The organism is Pseudomonas izuensis, from assembly GCF_009861505.1.
In the GTDB taxonomy this organism is placed as follows: Bacteria; Pseudomonadota; Gammaproteobacteria; order Pseudomonadales; family Pseudomonadaceae; genus Aquipseudomonas; species Aquipseudomonas izuensis.
In genome coordinates, this window is sequence record NZ_WTFT01000004.1 from 92337 (window position 1) to 118455 (window position 26119).

Consider the following 26119-nt stretch of genomic DNA (forward strand, 5'->3'; position numbering starts at 1 on the left):
CGTCCTCGAGGTCGCCATCGCGAGCAAGCTTTGCTCCCACAGGGTTAACGGTCGATCAAGCGTCCCAACCCGTCCAGCAATCGCTGCAATGCGCCCTGATTGGTGCACATGACCTTCAGCCCGGCCTCCGCCATGCGCTGCGCATCCCGCGGCAACTCAAACAGGCGCTGCACCGCCAACGCAAGGCCTTCTGCATCTTCCACTTCCTGCAACGCCCCGGCGCTGCGTAGCTGCCCGGCGATTTCGAGGAAGTTGAACAGGTGCGGACCACTGAGTACCGGTTTGGCCAGTGCCGCTGGTTCCAGCAGGTTATGCCCGCCATTGGGTACCAGACTGCCGCCGACGAACGCGCTGTCGGCCAGGGCGTAGAGGAACAGCAACTCGCCCATGGTGTCGCCCAGCAGCACTGAAGTGGCGGCGCTGACCGGTTCGCCGCTGGAGCGACGGACCGTGGCAAAACCCTGCTGCCGGCACAGTTCGAACACCGGATTGAAACGTTCTGGATGGCGCGGCACCAGAATCAGCAAGGTATCGGGATGGCTCGCCAGCAACCGGCGATGGGCCGCGAGTACCACCTCGTCTTCGCCCTCATGGGTACTGGCGGCGATCCACACCGGGCGATCCTGCGCCTGCCATTGTCCACGCAACTCGGCGGCACGCTGCAACAGTTGCGGGTCGATGGTCAGGTCGAACTTGATCGAGCCGGTGACCTCGACGGTTTCATCCCGCGCGCCCAACTCACGAAAACGCAGGGCTTCAGCCTCGGTCTGCACCGCAAACAGGCTCATCTCCGCGAGCATCGGTCCGGTCAGTTTACCAAAGCGTCCATAGCCCCTGGCCGAGCGTTCGGACAGGCGTGCATTGGCCAGGGCCACGGGAATTCCGCGTTTGGCGCATTGATGGATATGGTTGGGCCACAGTTCGGTTTCCATGATCACCGCCAGTGTTGGCCGGACCCGATCAAGAAAACGCTTTGCCGCGCACGGCAAGTCATAGGGCAGGTAGCAGTGTTGGATGCGCGGCTCATTGGCGAACAATGCCTGGATACGCTCGGACCCGGTCGGCGTCATGCAGGTCACGGTGATCGGAAGCGCCGGATAACGTTGCAGCAGGGCGCGAATCATCGGCGCGGCTGCAATGCTTTCGCCTACCGACACCGCGTGCACCCAGATACCACCGGGCTTCATCGCCGGCATCCCGTAGGAGAAGCGCTCGCCGATGCGTTTGGCATAAGCCGGCGCCTTGCGCGCCCGCAACCACAGCCGAATCGCCACCAATGGCAGCCCCAGGTAAAACAGCGCGGTGTAGAGAGTTCTATTCATGGCGGCGGAGTTTATCGGTTTTTTCGCCGATCGCCTGCAAGTGCACGGCAAAACGTTCCGCCAGCCAGCGCGCCGCCGGCCCCAATGGCTCATCGCGCCGCCAGACCAGCTCTACCACCAGGGCCGGCGGCGTCCATTCGCTGCTCAGTTCGACCATTTGGCCGTGATAGGTCGGGTACTGCACCACATGCCGCGGCAGCCAGGCCCAACCGAGACCGCGCACCAGCCATTCAGCCATCACGTAAAAACTGTCGGCTCGCCAGACTTGCGGGCTGGCCGGCTCGCTGCCGGGGTACACGCTGGACTGGGTCGACATCAGCAATTGACGATGCTGCGCCAGTTGCTGGCAATCGACCTGCGTCTGTCTGGCCAACGGATGGCCGATTCCGCACACGGTGACCATTTCCACACTGCCGAGTACGCGCCTTTCCAGCGCTTCGGGGATCTGGTCATGGAAGAACAGCAAGCCCAGATCGGCACGGCGCTCCACCAATTTACGCGCGACCTCACCTTGGGCGGCACTGGTCAATTGCACTTCAAGGCTGGGAAAGCGTTCGGCCAGCGCCTCGAAGCTTTCGATGATCGGTTGATAAGGCATCGCCTCATCCTGAGCCAGGCGCAGGCGAGCCTCCTGGCCACGCATCATCGCCAACGCCCGACCATTAAGGCGCTCGCACTGGCGCAACACTTCCCGCGCCTCTTCCAGCAAGGCATTGCCGGCTTCGGTGAGTTTCGGCTGACGGCCGCTACTGCGGTCGAACAGGCTCACGCCCAGGTCTTCCTCCAGCAGTGCAATCGCACTGCTGACCGCCGATTGCGCCTTGCGCTGGTCCCGTGCCACGGCGGAAAACGAGCGTTGTTCCGCGACACTGACAAACAAACGCAACTGCTCCAGATTCCATTGCATGTTCATGGCTCAACCCATCTTCCTGGCAGATAGGTAATGACTTTACCGCATCTGGAGAATCACTAGAATGCCGACCTCAGAGAGCAACACTTCATAGAGGATTGACCCATGACCGCTTACTACTACCTGGCCATAGCCATCTGCGCCGAAGTGATTGCCACTGTTTCGATGAAAGCGGTCAAAGGCCTGAGCACCCCGCTGCCACTGCTATTGGTCATTGTCGGTTACGGCATTGCCTTCTGGATGCTGACCCTGGTGGTGCGCAGCGTGCCGGTGGGCGTGGCTTACGCTGTCTGGGCGGGCATGGGGATCGTGATGGTCAGCGTTGCAGCGCTGTTTATCTACGGGCAGAAGCTGGATGTGCCGGCGATGATGGGGATGGCGTTGATTGTGCTCGGGGTTGTCGTCATCCAGCTCTTCTCCAAAACTGCAGGACATTAAGAACCGAACCGCCATTCCCTGTGGGAGCGAGCCTGCTCGCGATAGCGGTGTGTCAGCAACATTGATATCACCTGATACGCCTCCTTCGCGAGCAGGCTCGCTCCCACAGGTACAACAGCCTCTCCAATCTTTGAGCCTGTATACTGCGCCCTCGTCTTGAACACTGAGGTCGCTGCATGCCATCCGTTATTTCCACCGACGTTTTGATTGTCGGCGCTGGTGTCGCCGGCCTCTGGCTGAATGCGCGCCTGCGCCGCCAAGGCTTTTCGACTGTTTTGGTGGAAAGCGCCAGCCTCGGCGGCGGCCAGAGCGTGAAGTCCCAGGGTATCATCCACGGCGGTGCGAAATACGCACTGCACGGCGCCCTGACCGGCGCTTCGGAAGCCATCGCCGACATGCCGCGCCGCTGGCGTGAGGCCCTGGCCGGGGAAGGCGAGCTGGACTTGTCCGGTGTGCGCTTGCTGTCCGAAGCCCATTACCTTTGGTCCCCGGGCACAATCGCCGGCAACCTCACCAGTTTCTTCGCCAGCAAAGCCGTGCGCGGTCGCGTCGATCAGGTCAAGGGCGACCAACTGCCGCCAGCGCTGCAAGACAAGCGCTTCAAGGGCAAGGTCTATCGCCTGGCAGAACTGGTGATCGACGTACCGAGCCTGATCCAGCGCCTGGCCGACCTGGCGGGTGACGGCTTGCTCGCCGGGCAGAGGATCGAACCGCTACTGGACGGTGGCGTGCTGGTCGGCCTCAAGGTGGACGACCGCGAGATCCGTGCCCAACGCATCGTCTTGAGCGCAGGCGCCGGGACGGCGACACTGCTCGAAGCACTGGGCCTGAGCCAGCCGGCCATGCAACGCCGCCCGCTGCATATGATTATCGCCAAGGGCCCGAGTCTCAAACCGCTGTACGCCCACTGCCTGGGCGGCGGCACCAAACCGCGCATTACCGTGACCACCCACCCGGCCGCCGACGGCCAGTGGGTCTGGTATCTGGGTGGCGATATCGCCGAAACCGAAGGCGTTGCCCGTGAGCCCGCCGAGCAAATCGCCACCGCGCAGAAAGAACTTGGCCAATTGTTGCCGTGGATCGACCTGAGCACCGTGCAATGGGCGACCTTGCGCGTGGACCGCGCCGAACCGCTGCAATCAGGGCTTACCCGTCCCGACAACGCATTCCTGGCCGAGGAAGGTCGGTTGCTGGTGGGCTGGCCAACCAAACTGGCATTGGCCCCTGACTTTGCCGACCGGGTAATCGCCAGCCTGGCCCGCGATGGCATCCAACCCGGCCCGGCAGTGGCATTGCCACCCCTGCCAAAACCGCCGATGGGCGTCCCTGCCTGGGAGCAACTGCTGCCATGAGCCAGCCCACGCTGCACGACCTGCATCGCCCCCTGGGCAGCACCGGCCTGATGGTATCTCCCCTGGGCCTGGGCACGGTCAAACTCGGCCGTGATCAAGGGGTGAAATACCCTAATGGCTTCAAGATCCCCGACGATGATGAAGCCCGAATGCTGCTCAAGCTCACGCGCGACCTGGGCATCAACCTGATCGACACTGCTCCGGCCTATGGTCGCAGCGAAGAACGCCTCGGCCCATTGCTGCGCGGACAGCGCCAGGATTGGGTGATTGTCAGCAAGGTCGGCGAAGAGTTTGCCGATGGTCAGTCTCGCCACGATTTCACGGCGGCGCACACCCGACTGTCAGTTGAACGCAGCCTGCAACGCCTGGAAACGGACTTCATCGATCTGGTGCTGGTGCACTCCGATGGCAACGATCTGGCGATCCTCAATGACTGCGAGGTCTATGCGACCCTCGCCACGCTCAAGGCCGAAGGCAAGATTCGCGGCTTCGGTTTTTCCGGAAAAACCGTCGAAGGCGGCTTGAAGGCTCTGGAACAGGGTGATTGCGCAATGGTCACCTACAATCTGAACGAACAGACCGAAAAGCCCGTCATTGACTATGCTGCTGCTCACGGCAAAGCCATTCTGGTGAAGAAAGCCCTCGCCAGCGGTCATGTGTGCCTCAGTCCGGGGGTGGACCCGGTGCGCGCCAGTTTCGAGCTGTTGTTCGAACACCCGGGTGTTGCCAGTGCGATTATCGGGACCATCAATCCGCTGCACCTCGCCCACAATGTCGCGACCGTTGTCCAGGTCCTACGTAGCAACTGATGCCGCCTCACGCGGCCTTAAGCAGGAGCCGACATGCCGCGAACGCTCATAAGAAAGAACCCGAGCAACTTCAAGACCCTGCCGTTATTTGTCGAAGCGACTCCCGAAGGCCTGAGTTATCAAAGCGTCGGGAGGCCACTCAATTTCTCCCAGATCCTGCAACGACGCCGTCCGGTAACAGTCGCCGACACCGAGCGGTTCGCCCTGGAGCTGGCCAACCTCGGGGTGTCGGTGCGCCTGACGCTGCATTGGCAGAACCGCGATTACTGGGTGTTGGTGCGCCAGCGCCGGCAAGACCGTGGCGACGTGGTGCTCAAGTTGATCTCCGGCTATGTGCCGGCCCATGAACTGAACCTGCCGCTGCACACGGCGATTCAGGAGATCGCCGAGGAATGCCTGCTGGAAACCCCGGAGGGCTGGCTCGGTGGACGCTTCCACGACACCTGGTTACCGGCCCCTTACTCGTCGGCCCTGCACTACCGTGAAGCCCTGCCGTTTCGCCTTACGTCACTGTCCGGCTCGGCGCGGCCGGTGCGTTGCGCCAAACTGCCGCTGATCGAACGGCCACGGGCTTATGTGCACCTGCCGACGGCGTCATTGCAGCTGATCTATGATTTGCGTCTGGACGTGCCCAAGGAAGCCAAATCCCTGAGCCTGTTTCATGTCGATGAACGCCTGGAGGGCGATCAACTGGTGGCCCGCCTGGATCGCAAGCGCCCCGATCTGTACCTGATGCCCTTGCAGGATGGTCATCCTTTGGCCGAGCTCTACACCCTGAAAAAGGATCAACTGTACCCGGCAAGCACGCGGGGACTGTACCTGGCCGAAAGTTTTGCCCGGCAAGAGGGGTGGCTGGTGAAGGATGAACGGATTCGCTGGAAGGATTGGGTGAGGCAGCAGGGTTTGACCCCGCCGGGAAAGGATTCGGGCCTGGCGCTGCTACGCGGGAAAGCGAGGCAGCTGCTGAAGAAGATTGTGCCGCGTAAGAAGGTCAGCTCCTGAAGGTGTACACATAACCCATTGTAGGAGCTGGCTTGCCAGCCCCTACAGAGGGTTGTGTCATTCAGACTTGCGGATCTTCTCGACAATAGCGGTCGTAGAGCTGTTTTCCACCAGCCCCAACACTTTCACCGTCCCGCCATACGCCGTCACGATGTCCGCGCCGACCACCTGATCGATCCCGTAGTCCCCGCCCTTGACCAGTACATCCGGCTTGACCTCGCGCAGCAGGTTTTCCGGAGTGCCTTCCGGGAAGCTGATCACCCAGTCCACCGCGCCCAGGCCTGCCAGCACGGCCATCCGCCGGTCGACACTGTTGATCGGTCGACCCGGCCCTTTCAACCGGCTAACCGAAGCATCGTCATTGACCGCAACGATCAGCCGATCGCCCTGCGCGCGCGCCTGCTCGAGGTACGTCACGTGGCCGGCATGCAGGATGTCGAAACAGCCGTTGGTGAAGACGATCTTCTCGTTGTGCGCACGGGCATCGTCGACGGCCAGCAGCAGTTGTTCCAGGCCTAGCACTCCGCGCTCAGAACCTTCTTCGCGCTGAATGGCACGACGCAATTCCGGCGCGCTGATGGCCGCCGTACCGAGTTTGCCGACCACGATGCCTGCCGCCAGGTTGGCCAGACCGACCGCGTGAGGCAATTCTTCGCCTGCGGCAATAGCCGCCGCCAGGGTGGAAATCACCGTGTCACCGGCACCGGTCACGTCAAACACTTCACGGGCACGCGCCGGCAGGTGCAATGCCGGATGATCCGGACGCAGCAGGGTCATGCCGTGTTCGCCGCGGGTCACCAGCAACGCGCCGAGTTCCAGGTCATGCATCAACTGCGCGCCCTTGCTCACCAGTTCGTGCTCGTCGGCGCAACCACCGACGATGGTTTCGAATTCGCTAAGGTTCGGCGTGATCAGGCTCGCACCGCGGTAGATCGAAAAATCCTTGCCCTTGGGATCGGCCAATACCGGAATGCCACGGGCACGGGCGGCCTGGATCAACACCTGGTGATTTTTCAGCGCGCCTTTGCCGTAATCGGACAGCACCAGCACCTTGATGCCTTCCAGCAATTCGTCCACTTGCACGGACAATGCCAGGGCGTCGGTCGCGAACGGTTCTTCGAAGTCGATACGCAGCAGTTGCTGGTGACGGCTCATGACTCGCAGCTTGACGATGGTCGGCTGGTGCGCAACGCGCTGGAACAACGCCCGCACGCCGGCGCCCTTGAGACTGTTGGCCAGGCTGTCGGCGGCTTCATCGTCGCCGGTCACGCCGACCAGCGAGGCCGGCGCGCCGAGGGCGGCAATGTTCAACGCAACGTTGGCGGCACCGCCCGGGCGGTCCTCGATGTGATCGACCTTGACTACCGGTACCGGCGCCTCAGGGGAAATCCGTGAGGTACCACCATGCCAGTAACGGTCGAGCATGACATCGCCGACCACCAAGACAGGGGCTTGATCGAATCGCGGCATGGACAACTTCATGGAGCAACCCACATACAAAATGAACAGGGGCGCGATATTAACACAGGGTAGGCCCCCGCTTGTGCGAGCGCTGCAACAGGATGATCCGGTGGGGTTTGTTGCTCATTTAATAAGCAACAAGTCTGACAGACGCTGGCAGGCATCCGTGATGCCCAGCGCCCGTGTGTCAATTTCGCACTCGGCGTTCAGCGGTGCTTCGTACGGACTGTCGACGCCTGTGAAGTCCTTGATCAGCCCCTGCCGGGCCGCCAGGTACAGGCCCTTGGTGTCGCGCTGCGCGCAAACCTCGAACGGCGTGCTCACATACACTTCGATGAAATCACCCTCGGCGAACAGTCGACGCGCCGCTTCGCGTTCGACCCTGAATGGCGAGATCGCCGCCACAATCACAATCAGGCCGGCATCCACCATCAGTCGCGCCACTTCGGCCATGCGCCGGATGTTTTCCCGTCGACAGTCGGCGCCCATTCCCAGATCGCGGCAAAGACCGGTGCGCAGGTTGTCGCCATCGATCAAAAAAGTGTGCAACCCGCGTTGATTAAGTTTCAGCTCGAGGGCATTGCCCAGGGTCGATTTGCCCGCCCCGGACAATCCTGTCAGCCAAAGACAACGCGGCCGTTGCGACTTGAGTGCAGCACGGTCGGCGCTCGACAGCGATAACGCATAAGGTCTGATCCCCGGGGTCGGTATCGACAGCACCTCATTCATAACCGAGCAACTCGTAATCGCGCTGGTACGCCCGGCGAACCAGGCGACGCGTCCGCGCCGAGCAGAAATCACGGGCCGGCACAGGGCGTCGCTGCTGCGAACTGTTGACGTGGGGCAACGACGCCTCGTGCCCCAATTGCTCGCAGACCAGCCGGAAATCCCGCTCCAGATGTTCCTGATAGCCGATGAAGTCCAGTGCCAGATGCCCCAGGGAGTCGGTGAGAAAATCCGTCTGCGCGGCAAAATGCAGTTGCCGCTGAATGGTCTCGGGGTGCAGCCAGCGTGCGACGAAATCGTCGAAGTCGCGGTAATGACTGACCAGCTTCTGCGCTGGCTGATCGCGGCGGCCCAATGTGTTGCCCCGCAAATAGGCATAAGCGGAATACGCCCGTTCCAGCGGATCGCGGACAAAAGCAAACTTGAAACTGTCGGCAAACTGTTCGGGAAATTGCTGTTCGTACCAATACAACGGCAAGTGGCCTGGGGTCCAGCCATCGAACAACGCGACACAGACACTACTGCCGGCGCATTTTGGAACGTGGATAAACAAGCAGGAACGTTGCGCAAATGGCCTGGGGTAACGCAAATTCGCCGACATCGACTTGTTGACCACCTGGCGATCCACGATCGACAGTCGATCCAGCAAGAAATGCCGTTGCGCCTTGGGCAACAGCTTCCAGAGATAACGTTGCAACATTGCAGCACCCGCGAGAAAGGGGTGACCCTCTCGATTGAAGTTAAAGTTCGCTCAAGAACCTTAACAAGCGCGCTGCCGGGATTTATTCAGGTTTGGTCAAGAAACGTAAGGAGATGGATACAAATCTGCGAGCGCATTGCACGCCCGAAGAGCAACAGGGTGAGCCAGGCCCACCCTGTTGCCGGGGTCAGGCGATGTTTTCGGCCGGAGCGTCCAGGCCCATCGCATGCAGGCGCGAGTAGTAGCCATTTTGCGCCAGCAGCTGTGCGTGAGTGCCTCGTTCGACGATTTGGCCCTGGTCCATCACCAGAATCAGGTCGGCCTTTTCGATCGTCGACAAACGGTGAGCAATGACCAACGTGGTACGACCTTTCATGACCTGATCCAGCGCCGCCTGAATGTGGCGCTCGGATTCGGTGTCGAGGGCCGACGTCGCCTCGTCGAGGATCAGTAGCGGTGCATTCTTCAACAGCGCCCGCGCAATAGCCAGGCGCTGACGCTGCCCGCCGGAGAGCAACACGCCATTTTCGCCGACCTGGGTATCCAGACCTGCAGGCATCTGCGAGATGAAGTCCATCGCGTAGGCATCGGTAGCGGCTTTTTCGATGTCCTCGCGGGGGGCGCCAGCCAGGTCACCATAGGCAATGTTGTTGGCAATGGTGTCGTTGAACAGGGTCACATGCTGCGTGACTTGCGCCACGTGCCGACGCAGATTGCGCAAGCGATAGTCTTCGATCTCAACGTCATCGAGCAGTATTTCGCCAATGTCGTGATGATAGAAACGCGGAAGCAGACTGGCCAGGGTCGACTTGCCGCTACCGGAGCGACCGACCAAGGCAATCATTTGACCCGGGGCCGCCGTGAAGCTGATGTTCTTCAGCACTTCACGCTCGGTTCCCGGGTAGGTGAAGCTGAGGTTGCGCACCTCCAGATTGCCTTTGACCCGATCACGCTCGACCGTGCCATTATCGACTTCAGGTTCGACGTCCAACTGCTCGAAAATGCTTTCGGCACCGGCAACGCCCTTCTGGATGGTCGAACTGACTTCCGACAACTGCCGGATTGGCTTGGGCAACAGCCCCGCGGCGGTAATGTAGGCCACCAGATCACCAGCAGTGGCGTCACCGCGCAGGAACAGCACCAGGAACATCAACGCCGCCATGGCGGTGTAGATCACCAACTGCAGCATGGGCGTATAGACCGCACCGGTCTTGGTCATGCGCAACTGTTTGTCGGTGTTGCTCTGACTGGCGGCGGCAAAACGCTGCTCTTCATAGCCCTCGCCACCGAAGCTGCGCACCACGCGATAGCCCTGGATGGTTTCGGACGCCACATGGGTCACATCGCCCATGGCCACCTGGATCTTCTTGCTCTGCTTGCGGAATTTTTTGCTGGTATTACCCACCATGAAGGCAATCATTGGAAGGATTGCCAACATCACAAGGGTCAGCTTCCAGTTCATCCAGATCAGATAGGCAAACAGGAACACCACGGTGAGGCCTTCGCGGATCACCACTTTGATGGCATCGGTGGCCGCACCGGTCACCATGGTCACGTTGAATGTGATGCGCGAGATCAAATGCCCGGAATTGTGGGTGTCGAAATAGCGATTAGGCAGCACCAGCAGCTTGTTGAACAACTCGACGCGCAGGTCATGCACCAGCCCCAGTGAAACCTTCGCCAGGTAATAGTTGCCAAGAAACGAGCCCAGCCCTTGCCATGCAGCGATCAAAATGATCAGCAATGGCACGGCCATCAGCAACTGCAAGTCCTTCAGATAAGGAACATTGGGAAAGAGCACCGCTTCAGGGTTGCTCAGGCCATCGACGAAATACTTGAGTATTCCCGCCAGCATCGGCTGGGTGGAGGCAAAGATCACGAAGCCCACGATACTCAGCAGGAACAGGCCGACATAGGGTTTTACATACCCCAACAACCGAAAATAGATTTTCAGGCTGGAATCCTGTCCCGCGTCAGGCGGTGCATCACTCATCGTAGGGCTCACTGGTTAGGAAGAACGCGAAATTTTATCACAGGCGCCGGGATTGGCCCGCGCCCATACCAAAACACTGGCCAGACCAATGGGCAACCAGCTTACAAACCACTCGGGCCTCGGGCTTCCTGCCATGCTGGCGGCGTCGAACTGCATTGCCAGTGTTGAGAACAGCCAGACCCCAATGACCCCTCTCGCATAGAAAGTTTCCCGAACTTTCCAGGCCTCGCGCAGTACTGCCAGCCAAACCGCACACCACAATAGCAACCCTGGCAAGCCCAGCCCGATGGCTACGTGAGTGAACAGGTTATGGGCATGATCAAAATACTGATCAGATGCGAACACCTTATAGTCACTACCAAGCCCCAGGCCGCGCCACGGGTGTTCAGCGATCATTTGCAAGCTGGCCATCAGAATCTGTGGCCGATAGGACACTCCACGCGCCATGACCAGGGGTTCGAATAACAGGAAAGCCAGCATGGCGATGATCAATGCCGCCGCCGCGATCAAACGACTACGCCGGTCTCCGCACCAGATTGGCATGGCAAGCAACGTGAGAAACAATGCCAAACCGGCTCCACGGCTCTGGCTGAGCAGTACGAATACACCCAGTAAACCCAGAGCAACCACCCAAACCGCTTGCATCCGGCCCGTTTGCGGAGTCCATATTGCCAGCCACACGGCTGCGAGGCCGATGACATAGCCCCCCAGGATCGGATGAGACAACTCACCCAGACCCTCAAGACGCTCACCCAAGGCATTGCCATCGAGACCATAAAATTTGACGATGGCCACGACCGCGGTCACTGCCAGCCCAATCCCCCCCCATTGCATGATGCGAATCACACGCTCGGGCCGGCCATTGGCAAAAATCGGAAAAAATAGCAGGAACACCACGATATAAAGCAAACGCTTGGCTTCGCGACTGATGTCCGGGGCGCTCGTCCAGGAAAGACTGATCAGCGCCCAGGTCACGAGCCCCAGTAGCGGCAGATAGACCCAGCGTTGCTCACGAAACAATTCTGCGAGCCGAGCCCGCGCGGACCAGGAAAAAATCAAGGCCGGCAACCAGAGAAATGCGACCAGTCCTTGCTGATAGATCTTGTTGGTAGGTGCAACCGCGATGGCAAACAAAAACCAAAAAAGACCGATAGACATCCACGCTTGCGCCCAACGTGTTTCCTGCATCAAATTGCTCCTGAGAGAGTTCACCCACCCAACCCGGCATGGTTAAAGCTGAAACTTTTCGGCATCATTGCCCGCTACAGTGCCACTGTTCTTCCCACAAGGCCTTCTTACGATGCAATGTTCTCGGCTGCCGCAAGCCGCTCTAAATCAAATGATCAACGGTGCCAGAGTACTGGAGGCCGACAGTTACGGGCCGAAAGTCTACCTGTTGCAGGATGGGAATATTCTTAAACTATTTCGTCGCAAACGTTTTTTTTCATCTGCACTGGTCCGCCCGTATTCGAAACGCTTCATCGACAATGCCGTTGAACTGCAAAAGCTCGGCGTTCCCACCTTGCAAGTCCTGCAGTTCTATCGACTGCAAGCTCCAGGCATGACGGCGGTGCTTTACCAGCCACTGCCAGGAGAAACCCTGCGCCAGATTGCCAATAAGGAAGGTTTCAGCTGGCCACAAGCCCTGCCCGACCTGGCCAACCTGATACGCAACCTGCATGATTCGGGGATCTATTTCAGGTCGCTGCATCTGGGCAACATCGTGATTACGCCCGATAACCGCATGGGCCTGATTGATGTGGCAGACATGCGATTCTTGCGTGCGCCATTGCCCCGGCATTTGGTCAAACGCAACCTTCAGCATTTCGCCCGCTATATTGCGCGCGAGAACCTGAACGAGACCTTTCCGATGCAAGCACTCGAACAGGCAGTCCTGCCATCATGAGAGTAATGCGCGGGCGGTCTGGCTAAAGCTTAGCCATGATTGATCCGGGGCCAACGCCTGATATTGCTCCGCCGCGATGGTTTCAGGGGAAACACTGAATGCTCGCGCGATGATATCCCGCCAGACGTCCACATTTTCTATGGGGGCATACCAGCCGGCATCCGCCAACTGCTCGCGAAACACATCCAGCTCACTGGACAGAACCGGAACACCTGCCATTACTGCCTCTTGCAAGATAAGCCCCAGGCCTTCATTCAGCGACGGCATCGCAACCCAGTCGAATGCACGGTAGAGCCGAGCAACATCATCCATATGGCCCGGCAGCAAGACCTTGCCGCGCAACTGCAATTCATCGATCCGAGCTTCCAGAGCAGCACGGGCAGTTCCTTCACCCACAATCACCAGTTTCAAATCGGGCTTTTCAGACAATGCCCCGGCAAAGGCATCGAGAAGACAGGCAAAACCTTTTCCCGCGACCAGACGCCCCACCGCCCCCAGCACCGGCGTCTTATCCAGCGGCAGGCCCAACCGGGTACGCGCTTGCTCTCGAGGAAGTAGTGCGGAACGAAAAGCCGCCGGATCGAAGGCGCTGCGCAACGTCATGACCGGCACTTGCAGGTCTTCGCTCAGCGAAGCCGCGAGGGTTTTCGATACCGCAACCAAGCTCAGCCGAGAGGCCGGGAACCGCCCAAAGACCACTCGATCGACGGGATGAAGTCGCGCCGAACCATGAAAAATCACCACTACACGGATGTGCGGCAAGGTTTCGAGTATCGGTAAGAACGCACGCGCCACTCCCAGGCCATCAAGCAGCAACAGATGTGCATCGCTGTATTTGAGAGCGCTCCGAAACCTGGCTTGCATCCAGGGCTTGGTCAGCCGCCAGAAATGCCGTCCTTTCAGCCGGGAAGAGGACAACCCCCACTCCCGTACACCACCGACGCTCACCCCGCATTCCGACGCGTGTCCCTGAAGCAACCAGGTTTCAACCGGCACAGAGGGCGAGGCCTGGGACAATATCTGTTGATGCACCTTATGAGTTGAGGCGAACGGACCGCCGCTGGCCCACATGACGTTAATAATGCTCATAGGGCAAAAAGCCAGGACAAGGGTTTCCGGAAATGTGCGGCGGTGTCGAGCCGGTCGACACGCTCGAAAGTAGCCCTGAACAGATCCAGCCGGCCACAACAGGTGACCATCAAGGTGATTTCACTTTCCTGGGAAAATTGCACCGAAGTCTCAATAAAGTAGTAGTCGCCAGCAATATCAATTGCTCTGCAACGCTTGTCAAATGCCCAACTTCAGGCGGATTTTTTCCATAAAGCTCAGAGGCGCCCGCGTACGCAATGCGGGCTCCAGCGCCTCGACGATCCGCTGGCCAATGCGCGCAAAACTGAACTGGCTAACCACCAGTTCGCGGCCATTATGCGCGATACGCTGCGCCAGTTCCGGGTCACCGCGCAGTACGGCCAGTTTTGCCTGAAGCTGCGCTATGTCCTGATAGAACACAATGTTATGCATATCCTTCAGGCCCAAAGCCTGACTTTCCCTCACACCCTGATCAAAAGCCAGCAAGACACAACCACAGGCCATAGCCTCGAAATTCTTGATCATGAACTCGCCCATTCCGACATCGGCACTGACGAAAAAGCGAATACGATTGAGCGTGTCGCAATACTCCTCACCGGAGTTTGTGCGAGTGACCACCAACGACTCGACGCGCCCCAATTCATCGAGCAGGGCCTTGCGCCCGCTATAGGCAACGCTGTTGGTACTGCCGACAAATGCCAGTTCGATATCTCGTTCGCGGTGCCGGTCCTCAAGCTGGGTCTGGTCGTAGCCCTTGGGCACGAACACCGCGTCGAAACCCTCCTCGCGCAAGCGTTCGGTGACGACAAAACCGGAACTGATCACCCGTGCCCAGGGCAAGCGACGGTAATGTGCGCTGAACTTACCGGTATATTTGCAGGGGATGTAATTCTGGTAAGCATCGTGCTCGAGAATCACGAGGTTGGGTATCGTGCGGATAAATCCAACCTGACGAATCTCCTGCTTGAAACGCAGGAAAAACACGATACGGTCATACCGTGTCACATCGACTTCACGCCGGAAATAGCTACGCAGGTTGCGCTGATCATTGCTGCTCAGCCACCGCAGGTCGCATTCGCAATGAGCCGCCACACCGTCGTACAAACGATCCAGAATGGCCCGCTGATCTTTCTGCACCAGAAATAGAACTTTCATCGTCTTCCTTGCCACAACAGGCAATCTGCCGAGCAACACTTGAACCCTGCCAGCTCGCAGGCAGGGATACGCCAGGCCCGAAACACCTTATAAGCGCCAGAACAGTTCATGGCGTCGCACAGCCTTGCGAAAGAATTCGTTTTCGCCATAGGGCGAGCCGGAACGGCCTGCCAACAATCGTTGCAACAAGCGGCGTAAACGCCGTTTGAACGGGGCCTGGGGCTGCAAATCGTGCATCATTCCCAAGGCCATGGCTTTATCGCGCTGCAGCGCCGCAGAAAGCAAAAGGCAATAAGGATGGAGTGCCCGAGCCGAATCGAATACCGGAGGAAGTGCGATACCAGCGCCAGAGTCACCCATCGGCCAGCGATCATTGTCATGCAGGTGATTGGCGTAACCCAGCAATGTCGGCTGCCATTCAAGCCCCTTCAGTGCTTCCAGAACGGCTTCCTGAGCACAAACATGATCGGGGTGGGGATCAAGTGTCGGGTGCGGCAGCACGATCACTTCAGGTTGCGCCCGCAGCAACAGCTCTCGCAGATCGGCCAGTAAATTGTTCCAGCTCGGTACACCGTCAACATCGCCCGGCAGGGTAAACGGGTTCATCTGGCGCAACAGTCGAGTGTCGCTCAAGTCTGCTTCACGCGAACCCACCGACTGGGCGGGGGAAGCTTGCATGGCTGCCAGTTGAAGGCAGAAATAGCCCAGTTGCACGCAACGCGCCTCCGGCACCCCGGCCCAACGCGGCACGGCAATACTGTCCCACGCTCGCAAACGGCCCTTGAGTCGCGCGGCCTCGACCTTGCTCAAACCCATCTGCTGATAGTGCTCGGCTTCGATTTCACCAGCGGTGAGCGTAACGATCCAGGTTTCGTCTGCCTGGCTGTACAAACCGTAAGCCGCCAGCTCGGCATCATCGGCATGGGGGGCGATCACCATCACCCGTTGCCGACGGTAATCCGGATGTTCCAGCGCCCATAGCACGGGCTCACCCAGCAATCGGCAGAAACGCCCGCGCAACCGCAGCTCGCCACGCGACAATACCTGCGCCTGACCGCTGAGGTTGAGGTAGCGCAGCCCATTGACGCCCCGCTCGAAGGTTTGTCGATCCGGGTTATCGCCTCCGGACAGCTCCACCACCGGATCGAAGAAACGCCCCAGCCACGTGCTCTTGATTCGTAACGCCAACATCAGTGTTGCGTCGTCGACCAGCATGACACCCTCGTCCAGCCGCAAGCGATCGCCGCTCAGATGAACCTTGGGTTGTGGCGTATAGGGTGGAAAACTGTATTGGTAATCATCTTTTGGCGAATAGAACAGATGGTCGGCAAACCAGGCCTCGTGCGCAATCCAGCCCAGAACAGCCAACACCAGCGGCAACCACCAGGCCACCCATACGCCGCACACTATCAACACCCCCAGCGCGACCAACAGACCGATACGCTTGTTGCGTCGATGACGCTTGAGCAGTTGCTGTTTACGGCTCATGGGCTCACTCATACGGTGTAGACCGGCACAGGGTTGCACCAGCGATCCTTGTATTCCCGATCGGCTCGACCGAAGGAAAAGCGCAAGGGCTTGTCCAACGTCCGCGCATGTTCCCAGGCGCTTTGGGTGTTGAGAAAACTCAGCACGCTACCGGGGCTGAATTCACGGGTTTCAGGGTCGACGCCGCCATTGATGTACTCGACACTGATCCACTGCGGGGTCACGACGCGGTACACCAGTTGAATGGCAATCGCTGCATCATTGAGGAAAATCACCGAGCCAATCAGTAAATCGCGCAGCAGCTCGATGACCTCGGCCATGCGTTCTGCGCCCGTCGCCGGGAAACCCCAGCGGCGCTGGAACAGGTCGCAATAAATCGCTGCCAGCTCCGCACTGGAGAACTCGGACACCGGGCGCACCACGCCACCCGCCTCTTCCAGCAACCGGAGTTCACGGCGCTGGTTATAGCGGAATTTCTTCGACAGCTCTTCAGGTGTGCGGGCCATGGCCAATTGTTCGGCCTGCAACTTGATCCCGGTGAAACGGCTTTCGTTCAGCGCCGACAAATAACGACCGCGATGACGCAAAGGGGCCTGGGCATCGTTGGCGGCCGGCAAGATGATCTCGGCATTGCCAAGGTCGAACAGACCCTTTTTGCCGTTGCGCTTGAGTACGTCCTTGGACAAGGCGAGGTCGCGACCCCAGGTCGGGATCGCTGCCTTGACTTCCCCACGTTGCTCCCAGACCAGATAACGCACCGGAATATCGGCCAGATGCGCCAGGCGTTCGACCACCATCGGATGAGTCGCGACACTGCCGCCGTAACGTTGCCAGGCCTCGGCATAGGTCGAGGCATCGGCTACCGACCAGCCACGTTCGCGCCAGCCTTGAAATCGGTTGAGCATCAGCCCCTCGGTGCCAGTTCGATAACGTGTGGCAAATGCCAGAAAGCATCGCGTACCGCACGGTCGGAGAAGCGTTCACGCAAACGGTCGAGCATCAGCTCGGCGCATTGGTGACGTTGCTGCTCGTCCATCGCGGCCAGATGCTGCAGCCCTTGCGCCAGGTGTTCGGCATCGCCCAGCGGGAACAGAATGCCCACGCCTTCGACCACTTCCTTCGCCCCGCCACACGCGGTGGCGAGCAACGGCACACCGGCGGCCATGGCTTCGAGCAGTACCATGCCGAACGGTTCGTGGTCGGAACTCAGGGCAAATACGTCGAAGGCACGGAAATAACGCCGCGCTTCGGGCACCTGGCCGAGGAACAGCACGCGATCGCCAATTCCCAGCTCGCGGGCCTGGGCCTTGAGATCCTGCTCCAGACGACCGCTACCGAGGATCACCAACTGACTGTTGGCCGGCAAACCCGGCAACGCCGCGGCGAAACCGTCCAGCAGCGTGGCCTGGTCCTTGTCCGGATGCAGGCGCCCGACGTTACCGACGATCCAGGCATCCGCCGCCAGACCGAGCACTTCTCGTGCCTCGCGCGCCGACAGCTGACTGTCTTGCAAGGCTTGCACATCGATGCGGTTATAGAGCGTTCGAATCCGCGCCGCCGGCCATTTCGGCAGGCAACTGCGCATATCATCGCGCACTGCATCGGACACGCCGAGCAGGCTCAGGCGCTTGCGGAAAATGTGTGCGAACAGTTTGCGGGTGCCCCGTTTGTAATCGTCAAACGCGTGATGCACGCCAATGACCGGCAACGAGGTGCCGAGCAAGGCGATGTAGATCGGCTTGAAGCGATGGGCGATGCAGAAACTGAAATTGCGTGAAGCGGCGATCTTGCGCAGATCGCCAATGGCGCCCAGCTTCAGGCCACGAATGGCCCTGGAGCTGTATTCCATGAACAAGACTTCATCGGAGGCGCAACCCGCGGCGACCTCGGCATCAGCAACCCCGGTGAGAAACACCGTAGTCACGCGATAGCCGGTCCCCGCGAACAGGCTGGCGTACTGCCGGGCGCAGTCCAGGAACGGCCCGTCATAGCCGTGGCAGAACTGCAGCACATGACGCTCAGCCGAGCGTGTCATAGGCGTTCGCGCCCTCTTTGACCACCAGGATGTCTTCCATGATCAGATACTGTAGATCGGAACCGAAGAACATGTTCAAGGCGTCCGTCGGCGAGCAGATCATCGGCTCTCCACGACGGTTGAGGGAGGTGTTGAGCGACACGCCGTTGCCGGTCAGGACTTCCAGCGCCTTCATCATGTCGTAGTAGCGCGGGTTGTATTCGCGCTTGAGTACCTGGGCACGGGACGTTCCGTCTTCGTGGACGACTTCCGGCACGCGGGTTTTCCACTCTTCGGCCACTTCGAAGGTGAAGGTCATGAATGGCGCCGGGTGATCGATCTTGATCATCTGCGGAGCCACGGTGTCGAGCATCGACGGGCAGAAAGGCCTCCAGCGCTCGCGGAACTTGATCTGGTGGTTGATGCGATCGGCCACGCCGGCCACGCTCGGGCAACCAATGATCGAACGACCGCCCAACGCGCGCGGACCGAACTCCATGCGGCCCTGGAACCAGGCCACCGGGTTGCCATCGACCATGATCTTGGCAATCTGCTCCGGCATGTTGTCGAGCTTGCGCCAGGTTGGCTTGTTCTCGTGACGGGCGCAGGCGGCAATCACGTCCTCGTTGCTGTACGACGGGCCGAGGTAGACGTGTTCCATCTTCTCGACCGGTACGCCACGGGCGTGGGACACATAGGCGGCAGCGCCGACTGCGGTACCGGCATCGCCGGAGGCAGGCTGCACGAACAACTCTTTGACGTCGTCGCGGGCGATGATTTTCTGGTTGAGCTTGACGTTCAACGCACAGCCACCGGCATAGGCCAGCTTGCCGGTTTGCTTGAGCACGTCACCCAGGTAGTAGTCGATCATCTGCAGCGCAATTTTTTCGAACAGCGCTTGAATGCTCGCGGCGTAGTGGATGTAAGGCTCGTCGGCGATGTCGCCTTCGCGCTTGGGCCCCAGCCACTCGATCAGCTTCGGCGAGAAGTAGTAACCTTTGCCCTTCTCTTTATAGCGACGCAGGCCGATGACGTTGGCGTAGTCGGTGTTAATTACCAGCTCGCCATTTTCGAACGAAGCCAGGCGCGAGAAATCGTATTTGCTGGCGTCACCGTACGGCGCCATGCCCATGACCTTGAACTCACCGTCGAGCATATCGAAACCGAGGAACTCGGTGATCGCGCCGTACAGGCCGCCGAGGGAGTCCGGATCGAAGAATTCCTTGATCTTGTGGATCTTGCCGTTTTCACCATAACCGAAGAAGGTCGTGGCGTACTCGCCCTTACCGTCGATGCCCAGGATCGCGGTTTTCTCTTTGAAGCCGGAGCAGTGATAAGCGCTGGAGGCGTGGGCCAGGTGGTGTTCGACCGGCTCGATCTTGATCTTCTTCGGATCAAAACCCAGTTGCTCCAGGCACCAGACGATCTTGTTGCGATAGCGCTTGTAGCGACGGTTGCCCATCAGGATCGCGTCAAGAGCGCGGTCCGGGGCATACCAGTAACGCTTGGCGTACTGCCAGCGTGCCTTGCCGAACAGGCTGATCGGGGCGAACGGAATTGCTACCACGTCAACGTCGGATGGCTTGATACCGGCCTGTTCCAGACAGAACTTCGCCGATTCGTAGGGCATGCGGTTCTTTGCATGTTTATCGCGTACGAAGCGCTCTTCCTCAGCCGCCGCGACCAGCTTGCCGTCGATGTACAAGGCTGCGGAAGGATCATGGCTAAGGGCGCCGGACAGGCCAAGAATCGTCAATGCCACAGGGGTCTAGCCTCTTTAGTCTGCATGCAGGCGCAGTGGCGCCTCAAAAAATGATGTGCCTTCGCAAGGAGCGCGAGGCAGCTAAAGGGCGGGATTATAGCTTAAAAGCAGCTTCAAACCTCTAGCGGCAAGCGGCAAGTGCACGCAGCTGCGATCCAGCCATTGTTTATCCGCGCGCAGGTCGCCAGTAGATGAGGAGGTTGCCATCCACGGCCTGGCGGTAAACCGTGTACGGCAAGACAACAGTATCCAGTGCGCCGGACAAGGCCAGGTCCAGCAAAACGAACGGCACGAGGATTCCCGTGGGGTCGGGTGGCGCGTTCAATACACAGAAATCGTAGGCCAGGCCGCTGTAGACCCGAGGGATGGACTGACAATAGGTTTTTTGCCTGCGAAGCCCCTGAGCTGCGTCAGCATCATCCTGCAACACAGTTGCGACGGTACCGCATCCGGTCAGGGCCAGCGAGATGACACCTGATGTGACTGCCATTTTTATTGTCAAAGTCTGCCCTCCGGGAACGTCAGGCAAACTAGCATCGTGGTCATTCAAGCCACAGTTCATGGCTTCTGAAGATCATGTAGGACGGATCACAAGATCTTGTCCCTATTTCCCGATTGGCTGTTCCGGCCTCTTCGCGAGCGGGCTCGCCCCCACACTGGATCTATGTCGAACACAAATCAATTGTGGGAGCGAGCCTGCTCGCGACAGGACCGAAGGTCCGATTCAGGCAGCGCCGGAGATGTCTTTGGGCAAACGCTGATCAATGACCTGATACAGCGCACTACTCTGCGGCCAATTGCGCATGAACCGTGCCCGATCCCGCGCATAAGCCGGGGCAAAACTGCCGGGCGAATTGTGCTGACACATTGAATCCAGGTCGATCAGCGCCCAGCGACCATCCCGCCAGAACAGGTTGTGCCCCTTGAAATCGCCATGGCTGATACGTTCGCGAATCAGTTCGGCAAACAGCTGATCCAGCGCCACCAATTCCGCCTCGGGCGCATCGCCGCTTTCAACATAGGGGGCAAAGCGTTCGATGATGTCCGGCCCTGGCAGATGCTCGGTGATCAGATAAGCACGACTGCGCAGCCATAGAAAACGCTTTTCCAGCAACGCCAGGGGTGTGGGCGTGGCAATACCGAGGAATGCCAGGCGATTGCCTTCGCACCAGGAATGCCAGGCACGGCTCGGACGCCAGAAACGTTTGAGCCAGTGGGCGAAACCCTTGATGTTGTAGCGCTTGATCACCAGGGTACGACCGTCCACTTCAACCTTGCCGACACTCGCCGCGCCGCCGGTCTTGTACAAGTGCCCCTGATCCAGCAAGGCGTCGGCCTGCGCCAATACCGGCAGCATTGCCGCTTCTTCCTCGCGACGAATCGCCCGCAAGGCGAATGCGCCGCGCTGGACGCTGAACAATGTGCATTCGCGACCGACCTTGATCAGAAAATCCTTCAGGCGCCAACTGCGCACCTTATCGATCTGCTTCTGCAACGCTTCCATGGGCAAGGCGTGCTCGCCGTTGCTCAGCAAGTAGTACACCAGCAACTCTTCGGTGAACGGCTCCAGCGCCTTGGGCAACTGGGCAAAAAACACACCGAGATTTTCCAGGGATTTCTGCCGCGACAAGGGCTGGCCAGGCGTTTCGGCGCGAATCCCGGCACCGTCGATCAAATACAGTCGGCTGCCCTGGCGCAACAGGTTGTCCAGATGCAGGTCTTCCTGCCACAGGCCTTTGCGATGCATTTGCCCGATTGCGCCCAGTGCCTCCGCCAGAACTGTCGATTGTTCATCGGCCAGCACCGGCAAGTGTTCGACCTGTTGCCAGGCATCACCCAGGCTGGCGGCGCCTTCCAGAAATTCGAACAGCAGCCAGCCGCCCTCGCCGTCCTTGAGCCCGTCGGCCAACAGTAGCGGTGTGGTCAAGCCTTGCGCCGCCAGCAGGCGCACGCCATCCAGCTCCCGCTGAAAATGCCGTGCCGCTTTGCTGCCAACCAGCAATTTCGCCAGCACCGGGCGACCCCGCCAGACACCGGCTCCCACATAACGCTGCCCGGGCAACACCCGCAACAGGCTCAGCAGCTGCAAATCGGCCGGCCCGGCGGCATCGGCCAGCGACAGGCTCAGCGGCAGCGCCGGACTGCGGCCAGCGTTTTTCAGTTCGGACAAACGCATCAGCGTTTCTCCTTGTGGCTGCGCCGCACTGTCTGACGCTTGAGGCAGATGCCGTGACCTTCCAGGTCCAGTCGAGCGGCCAGAAAATCAGTCATTCACGTCCCTCGAAAAATCTAACCACATGCCGGATCCGTTTTTTGTCACCGACTGTAAGCCGGTTCCGTTGACGGTATTGCAGGTAAAAGCGCAGGCGCTGGGTGGCCGACAGTTGATACTTGGCGACCTTGTCCAGGCACGCCAAGTCCTTGGTGATACGGTATTTGAGCCAGAAGCCGCGCCAAAAATCACCGTTGGGGCAGTCGATCAGGAACAGCTTGGCCTGATCGTCGATCAACAGGTTGCGCCACTTCAAATCGTTGTGGGTAAAGCGGTGTTCGTGCATGGTCCGGGTATAGCCGGCCAACTGACGGCTGACGGTGTCGACCCAGGCGCGGTCCGCCAGCTTCGGATCGTGACGTGCGGCCAGCACCGACAGGTCTACGGTATGTGGCAGTTCACGGGTGATCATCGCCCCGCGATCGTAGGCTGCGCCACGCCGCTCCAGCCCCCAGGCCACCACTTCGGCTGTAGGAATGCCCCATTTGGCGAAGCGCTTGAGATTCTGCCATTCCATCTTCACCCGAGGCTTGCCCAGGTATCGGCGCAGGCCCTTGCCCGCGCCAACGTAGCGCTTGACGTAGTAGTTCACGCCATTGCGCTGAACGCGGATCACCTCGGACAGCAGGTCGTGAGTCAGGGTTTCGCCCTGGAGCGCGAATACAGCATCCAGACTGCCGAAGTCTTCGGCCAGATCGCTGTAAGCAGGTTCCAGCTTCCAACCCGCCATCAGAGCGCATCCCCGTATCGCTGTTTACGGTCGTAGAGTTTGCCAGCCTTGCCTTCCAGCCAATTCAGCAGTTCGGCTTCTTCGCCGAGAATCTGCCGCAGCGGTTGCTGGAAATAGCCTTTGAGGAAGCGCAGTTTGTCACGGCGGGTCAAGCCGATATCCAGGGCCGAAAAATACAGCGCCGCCAGATCCTTGTTACGCCAGCGGCGGGTGATGGCCGGGCGGGTCTGGGCGCGGTGCAGGTCGATCACCGAGAGTTTGAAGTCGTCAGCAGTCACCGGCTTGTCGGTGTGCAGCAGGAAATGGCAGATGTAGCAATCGCGATGGTTGACCCCGGCGCGGTGCATCATGCCGGTCATGCGCGCCACTTCGGCGATCAGTGCGCGCTTGAGTCCTGGCTCGGGCGGCTGCCTGACCCAGTTGATGCTGAAGTCTTCGAGGCTGACAGTCGGCGCCAGCTCCTCGGTGACGATGAAGGAATGCTGGTCCGCCGGGTTACTGCCCTTTTCGCCATAAGCAACGGCGGTCATGGTCGGCACGCCGACCTCTTGCAGACGCTGGATGGCGGTCCACTCCTGGCCCGCACCGAGTACCGGCAATTTGGCCGTGAGCAGGTTCTTGAAGATCTCGCCCCAGCCGATGCCACGGTGAATCTTCACGAAAAACCCGTTGCCGTTCACCTCGGTGCGCAGGGTGCGGCGGGCTTCAAGTTCGCGGTACACCTCGCCCTGCAAGCCCTCGACTTCGGCGAACGGATCACGTCCGGCCCAGAGGCTCTTGAACGGTTCAGCCAGCATCAACTTCATTTAAGCGTGCTCCGCCAGAATCACATCGGCCGCGTGCTGCGGCATGCTATAGAGGTCGGCCTTCTCGGCGAAGGCCAGACCATTGCGGCTCCAGGCCGCCCGTGCTTGAGCGTCGTTCAACATGCCAGTCAGGTACTGTGTCAGTTGGGCCTGCTCGAATGGCTCGTCCAGTACCAGGCCGGCATCGGCCTCGGCAATGTAATGGGCATAGCCACAGACCGCACTCACCAGCACCGGCAGCCCCGCCACCAGGGCTTCAAGCAGCACGGTGCCGGTGTTTTCGTTGTACGCCGGGTGGATCAACAGATCGGCCCCCAACAGGAAACGCGGGATATCGCTGCGGCCCTTGAGGAACGTCACGTTGTCGCCAAGCCCCAATGTGGCGCTCTGCATCTGGAATAACTTGGGGTCATCCTGGCCAATTACAAACAGCCGGGTGCGCTTCTTCAGGTCGGCGGGCAGTGCCGCCAGCGCCTTGAGGCTGCGATCGACGCCCTTGGTCTTGAACCCGGAGCCGATCTGCACCAACAGCAGCTCATCGTCCTTGAGGTTGAATTCGGCACGGAACCCGGCACGGATCTCGTCCGCATCCGCGGGCCGGCGGCGGTCCTGGGCGATGCCCGGCGGCAGCAAATGGAAACGCTTGAGCGGCGTGTCGTAATGCTTGATGAACAGCGGCTGCTGCACTTCGGAAATCATCAATACTTCGGTCTTTGCATCTTTGGCGAACACCGCGCGCTCGTACTCGGCGAAGTGGCGGTAGCGACCCCAGCGACGGTACAACGAATTTCGCAGGTTCTGCGCCTTGTCTTCGAAGCACCCGTCGGCGGCGTAGTAGACGTCCAGGCCGGGCATCTTGTTGAAGCCGATCAGACGGTCTACCGGGCGCCTGGCCAGGTCCGCCTCCATCCACGCGCTGAGTTTTTCGTTGCGACGATGGTTGAAGAACGCCTTGACCGGTGCCACCAGCACCTCAAACCCGGGCGGTACGTCACCTTCCCAGATCAGCGTGTAGACACGGATCTGGTGGCCGCGTTTCTGGCACTCCAGGGCAATGCGCATGAAGTCGCGCTGCAAGCCACCGAAGGGAAAATACTTGTACAGGACAAATGCCAATTGCATCAGCGCAGCTCCTCAGCCAGTAACAACGTGCTCAGTCTGCTGGCGACACGCTCGGGATTCAGACGCGTGAAGCACAGTGGCCACTCGCGTTTCAGGTCAAACAGACGGGCATCTTCGGCCGTCGGTTGATAGGTGCATTTCTTTTGCAGGCACGGCGCACAGGGGAAATCGCTCGCCAGGTGAATCTGCGACTTGCCGTAGGCACCGGTCAGGCCAGGGTTGGTCGGACCGAACAGCGACAGCGTCGGCACGTCCAGCGCAGCGGCCAGGTGCCCCAGGCCGGTGTCCACCGCCACGCAGGCCTGTGCGCCGGCCAGCACTTTGCCGACACCGGCCAGGTTCAGTTTGGGCAGCACTTCGACGTGCTTCATGTCCTTGGCGATGCGCTCGGCGCGGGCCTTCTCGATGGCGTTGCCCCAAGGCAGCTTGACCCCGACCCCCAGATAACCGACACGCTCGGCCAACTCGCGCCAGTAGGCTTCGGGCCAATGCTTGGTGTCCCAAGTGGTGCCGTGCAGGAACAGCACGTACGGATTCTTGCGTGGCAGTTCCACCAGGCGCTCGACGTTCAGGCCATAGTCGCCAAGGCCTTTGGGCAAGTCATAACCCAGTGCCACGGCGAACAGCTGACGCACCCGTTCCACCGCATGCTGCCCACGGGCCACGGCCAGGCGTCGGGAATAGAAGCGTGCGGCAATCGGTTCACGGGCGGAGTCTTTATCGAGCCCGGCGACCGGGGCTTTGACATAGCGGGTCAGCAACGCACTCTTCAGCAGGCCCTGGGCATCGATGACCAGATCGTATTTCGTGGCGCGAATGCTTTGCTTGAAGCGCTTCCACTCACCGCTCTTGATGGTCTGCCAGATGTTCTTGCGCCAGCGACGGATCGCCACTGGAATCACCTTGCCCACCGCCGGGTGCCAAGTGGGGATTTCGGCGAAGCCTTCCTCCACCACCCAATCGAAGGTGATGCCGGGAATCGCCCGCGCCGCGTCGGTCAGCGCCGGCAACGCGTGAATCACATCGCCCAGCGATGAAGTCTTGATCAACAGTACCCGCAAG

General features: G+C 59.9%; 24 protein-coding genes. 5 read left to right on the plus strand and 19 right to left on the minus strand.

Translation table 11 applies throughout. The features are described 5' to 3' along the window. Positions 1 to 44 precede the first annotated feature (44 nt). Together waaA and GPL81_RS03500 are read right to left on the minus strand one after the other, a co-directional pair. Complete coding sequence (gene waaA / locus GPL81_RS03495; RefSeq protein WP_160105217.1) at positions 45 to 1322, minus strand: lipid IV(A) 3-deoxy-D-manno-octulosonic acid transferase; 1278 nt, start codon at positions 1320 to 1322, stop codon at positions 45 to 47. Further along, a complete protein-coding gene (locus tag GPL81_RS03500) occupies positions 1315 to 2235 on the minus strand; it encodes a LysR family transcriptional regulator (RefSeq protein ID WP_160105218.1) in 921 nt (306 codons plus the stop codon). The genes waaA and GPL81_RS03500 overlap by 8 nt, the downstream gene beginning before the upstream one ends. A 102-nt stretch (positions 2236 to 2337) precedes the next feature. Between GPL81_RS03500 and GPL81_RS03505 the strand changes: the two genes are divergently transcribed. The 4 genes from GPL81_RS03505 to GPL81_RS03520 all read left to right on the plus strand — a co-directional run bounded on the left by GPL81_RS03505 (position 2338) and on the right by GPL81_RS03520 (position 5833). After that, positions 2338 to 2670, plus strand: a complete 333-nt coding sequence (locus tag GPL81_RS03505; RefSeq protein ID WP_096513726.1) for a DMT family transporter — start codon at positions 2338 to 2340, stop codon at positions 2668 to 2670. Between the two features lie 176 nt (positions 2671 to 2846). Further along, complete coding sequence (locus GPL81_RS03510; protein WP_160105219.1) at positions 2847 to 4022, plus strand: NAD(P)/FAD-dependent oxidoreductase; 1176 nt, start codon at positions 2847 to 2849, stop codon at positions 4020 to 4022. Then, complete coding sequence (locus tag GPL81_RS03515) at positions 4019 to 4831, plus strand: aldo/keto reductase (protein WP_160105220.1); 813 nt, start codon at positions 4019 to 4021, stop codon at positions 4829 to 4831. The genes GPL81_RS03510 and GPL81_RS03515 overlap by 4 nt, the downstream gene beginning before the upstream one ends. Before the next feature lie 33 nt (positions 4832 to 4864). Then, positions 4865 to 5833: a metal ABC transporter ATPase gene (locus GPL81_RS03520; RefSeq protein ID WP_096513729.1), complete on the plus strand. Its 969-nt coding sequence runs from the start codon at positions 4865 to 4867 to the stop codon at positions 5831 to 5833. Between the two features lie 57 nt (positions 5834 to 5890). Here the strand turns inward: GPL81_RS03520 and hldE are convergent, their stop codons facing one another. The 5 genes from hldE to GPL81_RS03545 all read right to left on the minus strand — a co-directional run bounded on the left by hldE (position 5891) and on the right by GPL81_RS03545 (position 11901). Next, entirely contained in the window at positions 5891 to 7315 is a 1425-nt protein-coding gene (gene hldE / locus GPL81_RS03525; protein ID WP_160105221.1) for a bifunctional D-glycero-beta-D-manno-heptose-7-phosphate kinase/D-glycero-beta-D-manno-heptose 1-phosphate adenylyltransferase HldE, read from the minus strand. A 102-nt stretch (positions 7316 to 7417) separates the two neighbouring features. Continuing rightward, a complete protein-coding gene (gene cysC, locus GPL81_RS03530) occupies positions 7418 to 8023 on the minus strand; it encodes an adenylyl-sulfate kinase (RefSeq protein WP_160105222.1) in 606 nt (201 codons plus the stop codon). Next, positions 8016 to 8720, minus strand: coding sequence for a sulfotransferase family 2 domain-containing protein (locus tag GPL81_RS03535; protein ID WP_096513732.1), 705 nt, complete (start codon positions 8718 to 8720; stop codon positions 8016 to 8018). The genes cysC and GPL81_RS03535 overlap by 8 nt, the downstream gene beginning before the upstream one ends. 187 nt (positions 8721 to 8907) lie before the next feature. After that, entirely contained in the window at positions 8908 to 10713 is a 1806-nt protein-coding gene (gene msbA / locus GPL81_RS03540; RefSeq protein ID WP_160105223.1) for a lipid A export permease/ATP-binding protein MsbA, read from the minus strand. A gap of 15 nt (positions 10714 to 10728) precedes the next feature. Then, a complete protein-coding gene (locus GPL81_RS03545; protein WP_160105224.1) occupies positions 10729 to 11901 on the minus strand; it encodes an O-antigen ligase family protein in 1173 nt (390 codons plus the stop codon). Between the two features lie 112 nt (positions 11902 to 12013). Between GPL81_RS03545 and GPL81_RS03550 the strand changes: the two genes are divergently transcribed. Further along, positions 12014 to 12619 carry a BUD32 family EKC/KEOPS complex subunit gene (locus GPL81_RS03550; RefSeq protein ID WP_096513735.1) on the plus strand — a complete coding sequence of 202 codons (606 nt, stop codon included), beginning with the start codon at positions 12014 to 12016 and terminating at the stop codon, positions 12617 to 12619. On the opposite strand, the gene GPL81_RS03555 is transcribed toward GPL81_RS03550, so the two are convergent. From GPL81_RS03555 to waaC, 12 genes are all read right to left on the minus strand, one after another. Then, positions 12614 to 13708 (minus strand): glycosyltransferase, encoded by a 1095-nt coding sequence (locus GPL81_RS03555; protein WP_160105225.1) that lies wholly within the window; start codon positions 13706 to 13708, stop codon positions 12614 to 12616. The genes GPL81_RS03550 and GPL81_RS03555 overlap by 6 nt on opposite strands. 198 nt (positions 13709 to 13906) lie before the next feature. Continuing rightward, positions 13907 to 14863, minus strand: coding sequence for a glycosyltransferase family protein (locus tag GPL81_RS03560; RefSeq protein WP_096513737.1), 957 nt, complete (start codon positions 14861 to 14863; stop codon positions 13907 to 13909). A gap of 87 nt (positions 14864 to 14950) precedes the next feature. Continuing rightward, positions 14951 to 16351, minus strand: coding sequence for a PIG-L deacetylase family protein (locus GPL81_RS03565; protein ID WP_160105226.1), 1401 nt, complete (start codon positions 16349 to 16351; stop codon positions 14951 to 14953). 8 nt (positions 16352 to 16359) lie between these two features. Next, on the minus strand, positions 16360 to 17256 hold the full coding sequence (locus tag GPL81_RS03570; protein ID WP_160105227.1) for an antimicrobial resistance protein Mig-14: 897 nt from the start codon (positions 17254 to 17256) through the stop codon (positions 16360 to 16362). Then, positions 17256 to 18386 carry a glycosyltransferase gene (locus GPL81_RS03575; RefSeq protein ID WP_121103875.1) on the minus strand — a complete coding sequence of 377 codons (1131 nt, stop codon included), beginning with the start codon at positions 18384 to 18386 and terminating at the stop codon, positions 17256 to 17258. Before GPL81_RS03575 ends, GPL81_RS03570 begins: the two co-directional genes overlap by 1 nt. Next, positions 18370 to 20127, minus strand: a complete 1758-nt coding sequence (locus GPL81_RS03580; protein ID WP_121103876.1) for a carbamoyltransferase family protein — start codon at positions 20125 to 20127, stop codon at positions 18370 to 18372. The genes GPL81_RS03575 and GPL81_RS03580 overlap by 17 nt, the downstream gene beginning before the upstream one ends. Before the next feature lie 166 nt (positions 20128 to 20293). Continuing rightward, positions 20294 to 20629: a YceK/YidQ family lipoprotein gene (locus GPL81_RS03585; protein WP_160105509.1), complete on the minus strand. Its 336-nt coding sequence runs from the start codon at positions 20627 to 20629 to the stop codon at positions 20294 to 20296. 222 nt (positions 20630 to 20851) lie between these two features. Beyond that, the gene (locus tag GPL81_RS03590; RefSeq protein ID WP_160105228.1) at positions 20852 to 22303 is read right to left on the minus strand and encodes a lipopolysaccharide kinase InaA family protein; all 1452 of its coding nucleotides are present in this window, start codon (positions 22301 to 22303) and stop codon (positions 20852 to 20854) included. Between the two features lie 91 nt (positions 22304 to 22394). Continuing rightward, the gene (locus tag GPL81_RS03595; protein ID WP_160105229.1) at positions 22395 to 23129 is read right to left on the minus strand and encodes a lipopolysaccharide kinase InaA family protein; all 735 of its coding nucleotides are present in this window, start codon (positions 23127 to 23129) and stop codon (positions 22395 to 22397) included. Beyond that, positions 23129 to 23935 carry a lipopolysaccharide core heptose(I) kinase RfaP gene (gene rfaP / locus GPL81_RS03600; protein ID WP_160105230.1) on the minus strand — a complete coding sequence of 269 codons (807 nt, stop codon included), beginning with the start codon at positions 23933 to 23935 and terminating at the stop codon, positions 23129 to 23131. Before rfaP ends, GPL81_RS03595 begins: the two co-directional genes overlap by 1 nt. Beyond that, positions 23936 to 25057, minus strand: a complete 1122-nt coding sequence (locus tag GPL81_RS03605) for a glycosyltransferase family 4 protein (RefSeq protein ID WP_160105231.1) — start codon at positions 25055 to 25057, stop codon at positions 23936 to 23938. After that, the gene (gene waaC / locus GPL81_RS03610) at positions 25057 to 26118 is read right to left on the minus strand and encodes a lipopolysaccharide heptosyltransferase I (RefSeq protein ID WP_160105232.1); all 1062 of its coding nucleotides are present in this window, start codon (positions 26116 to 26118) and stop codon (positions 25057 to 25059) included. Before waaC ends, GPL81_RS03605 begins: the two co-directional genes overlap by 1 nt. Between the last annotated feature and the right edge of the window lies 1 nt (position 26119).

Excerpts from the sequence above, each read along its gene's own strand:
- waaA (WP_160105217.1), bottom strand. The coding sequence starts at position 1,322 with ATGAATAGAACTCTCTACACCGCGCTGTTTTACCTGGGGCTGCCATTG.
- GPL81_RS03500 (WP_160105218.1), bottom strand. The coding sequence starts at position 2,235 with ATGAACATGCAATGGAATCTGGAGCAGTTGCGTTTGTTTGTCAGTGTC.
- GPL81_RS03505 (WP_096513726.1), top strand. The coding sequence starts at position 2,338 with ATGACCGCTTACTACTACCTGGCCATAGCCATCTGCGCCGAAGTGATT.
- GPL81_RS03510 (WP_160105219.1), top strand. The coding sequence starts at position 2,847 with ATGCCATCCGTTATTTCCACCGACGTTTTGATTGTCGGCGCTGGTGTC.
- GPL81_RS03515 (WP_160105220.1), top strand. The coding sequence starts at position 4,019 with ATGAGCCAGCCCACGCTGCACGACCTGCATCGCCCCCTGGGCAGCACC.
- GPL81_RS03520 (WP_096513729.1), top strand. The coding sequence starts at position 4,865 with ATGCCGCGAACGCTCATAAGAAAGAACCCGAGCAACTTCAAGACCCTG.
- hldE (WP_160105221.1), bottom strand. The coding sequence starts at position 7,315 with ATGAAGTTGTCCATGCCGCGATTCGATCAAGCCCCTGTCTTGGTGGTC.
- cysC (WP_160105222.1), bottom strand. The coding sequence starts at position 8,023 with ATGAATGAGGTGCTGTCGATACCGACCCCGGGGATCAGACCTTATGCG.
- GPL81_RS03535 (WP_096513732.1), bottom strand. The coding sequence starts at position 8,720 with ATGTTGCAACGTTATCTCTGGAAGCTGTTGCCCAAGGCGCAACGGCAT.
- msbA (WP_160105223.1), bottom strand. The coding sequence starts at position 10,713 with ATGAGTGATGCACCGCCTGACGCGGGACAGGATTCCAGCCTGAAAATC.
- GPL81_RS03545 (WP_160105224.1), bottom strand. The coding sequence starts at position 11,901 with ATGCAGGAAACACGTTGGGCGCAAGCGTGGATGTCTATCGGTCTTTTT.
- GPL81_RS03550 (WP_096513735.1), top strand. The coding sequence starts at position 12,014 with ATGCAATGTTCTCGGCTGCCGCAAGCCGCTCTAAATCAAATGATCAAC.
- GPL81_RS03555 (WP_160105225.1), bottom strand. The coding sequence starts at position 13,708 with ATGAGCATTATTAACGTCATGTGGGCCAGCGGCGGTCCGTTCGCCTCA.
- GPL81_RS03560 (WP_096513737.1), bottom strand. The coding sequence starts at position 14,863 with ATGAAAGTTCTATTTCTGGTGCAGAAAGATCAGCGGGCCATTCTGGAT.
- GPL81_RS03565 (WP_160105226.1), bottom strand. The coding sequence starts at position 16,351 with ATGAGCCGTAAACAGCAACTGCTCAAGCGTCATCGACGCAACAAGCGT.
- GPL81_RS03570 (WP_160105227.1), bottom strand. The coding sequence starts at position 17,256 with ATGCTCAACCGATTTCAAGGCTGGCGCGAACGTGGCTGGTCGGTAGCC.
- GPL81_RS03575 (WP_121103875.1), bottom strand. The coding sequence starts at position 18,386 with ATGACACGCTCGGCTGAGCGTCATGTGCTGCAGTTCTGCCACGGCTAT.
- GPL81_RS03590 (WP_160105228.1), bottom strand. The coding sequence starts at position 22,303 with ATGCGTTTGTCCGAACTGAAAAACGCTGGCCGCAGTCCGGCGCTGCCG.
- GPL81_RS03595 (WP_160105229.1), bottom strand. The coding sequence starts at position 23,129 with ATGGCGGGTTGGAAGCTGGAACCTGCTTACAGCGATCTGGCCGAAGAC.
- rfaP (WP_160105230.1), bottom strand. The coding sequence starts at position 23,935 with ATGAAGTTGATGCTGGCTGAACCGTTCAAGAGCCTCTGGGCCGGACGT.
- GPL81_RS03605 (WP_160105231.1), bottom strand. The coding sequence starts at position 25,057 with ATGCAATTGGCATTTGTCCTGTACAAGTATTTTCCCTTCGGTGGCTTG.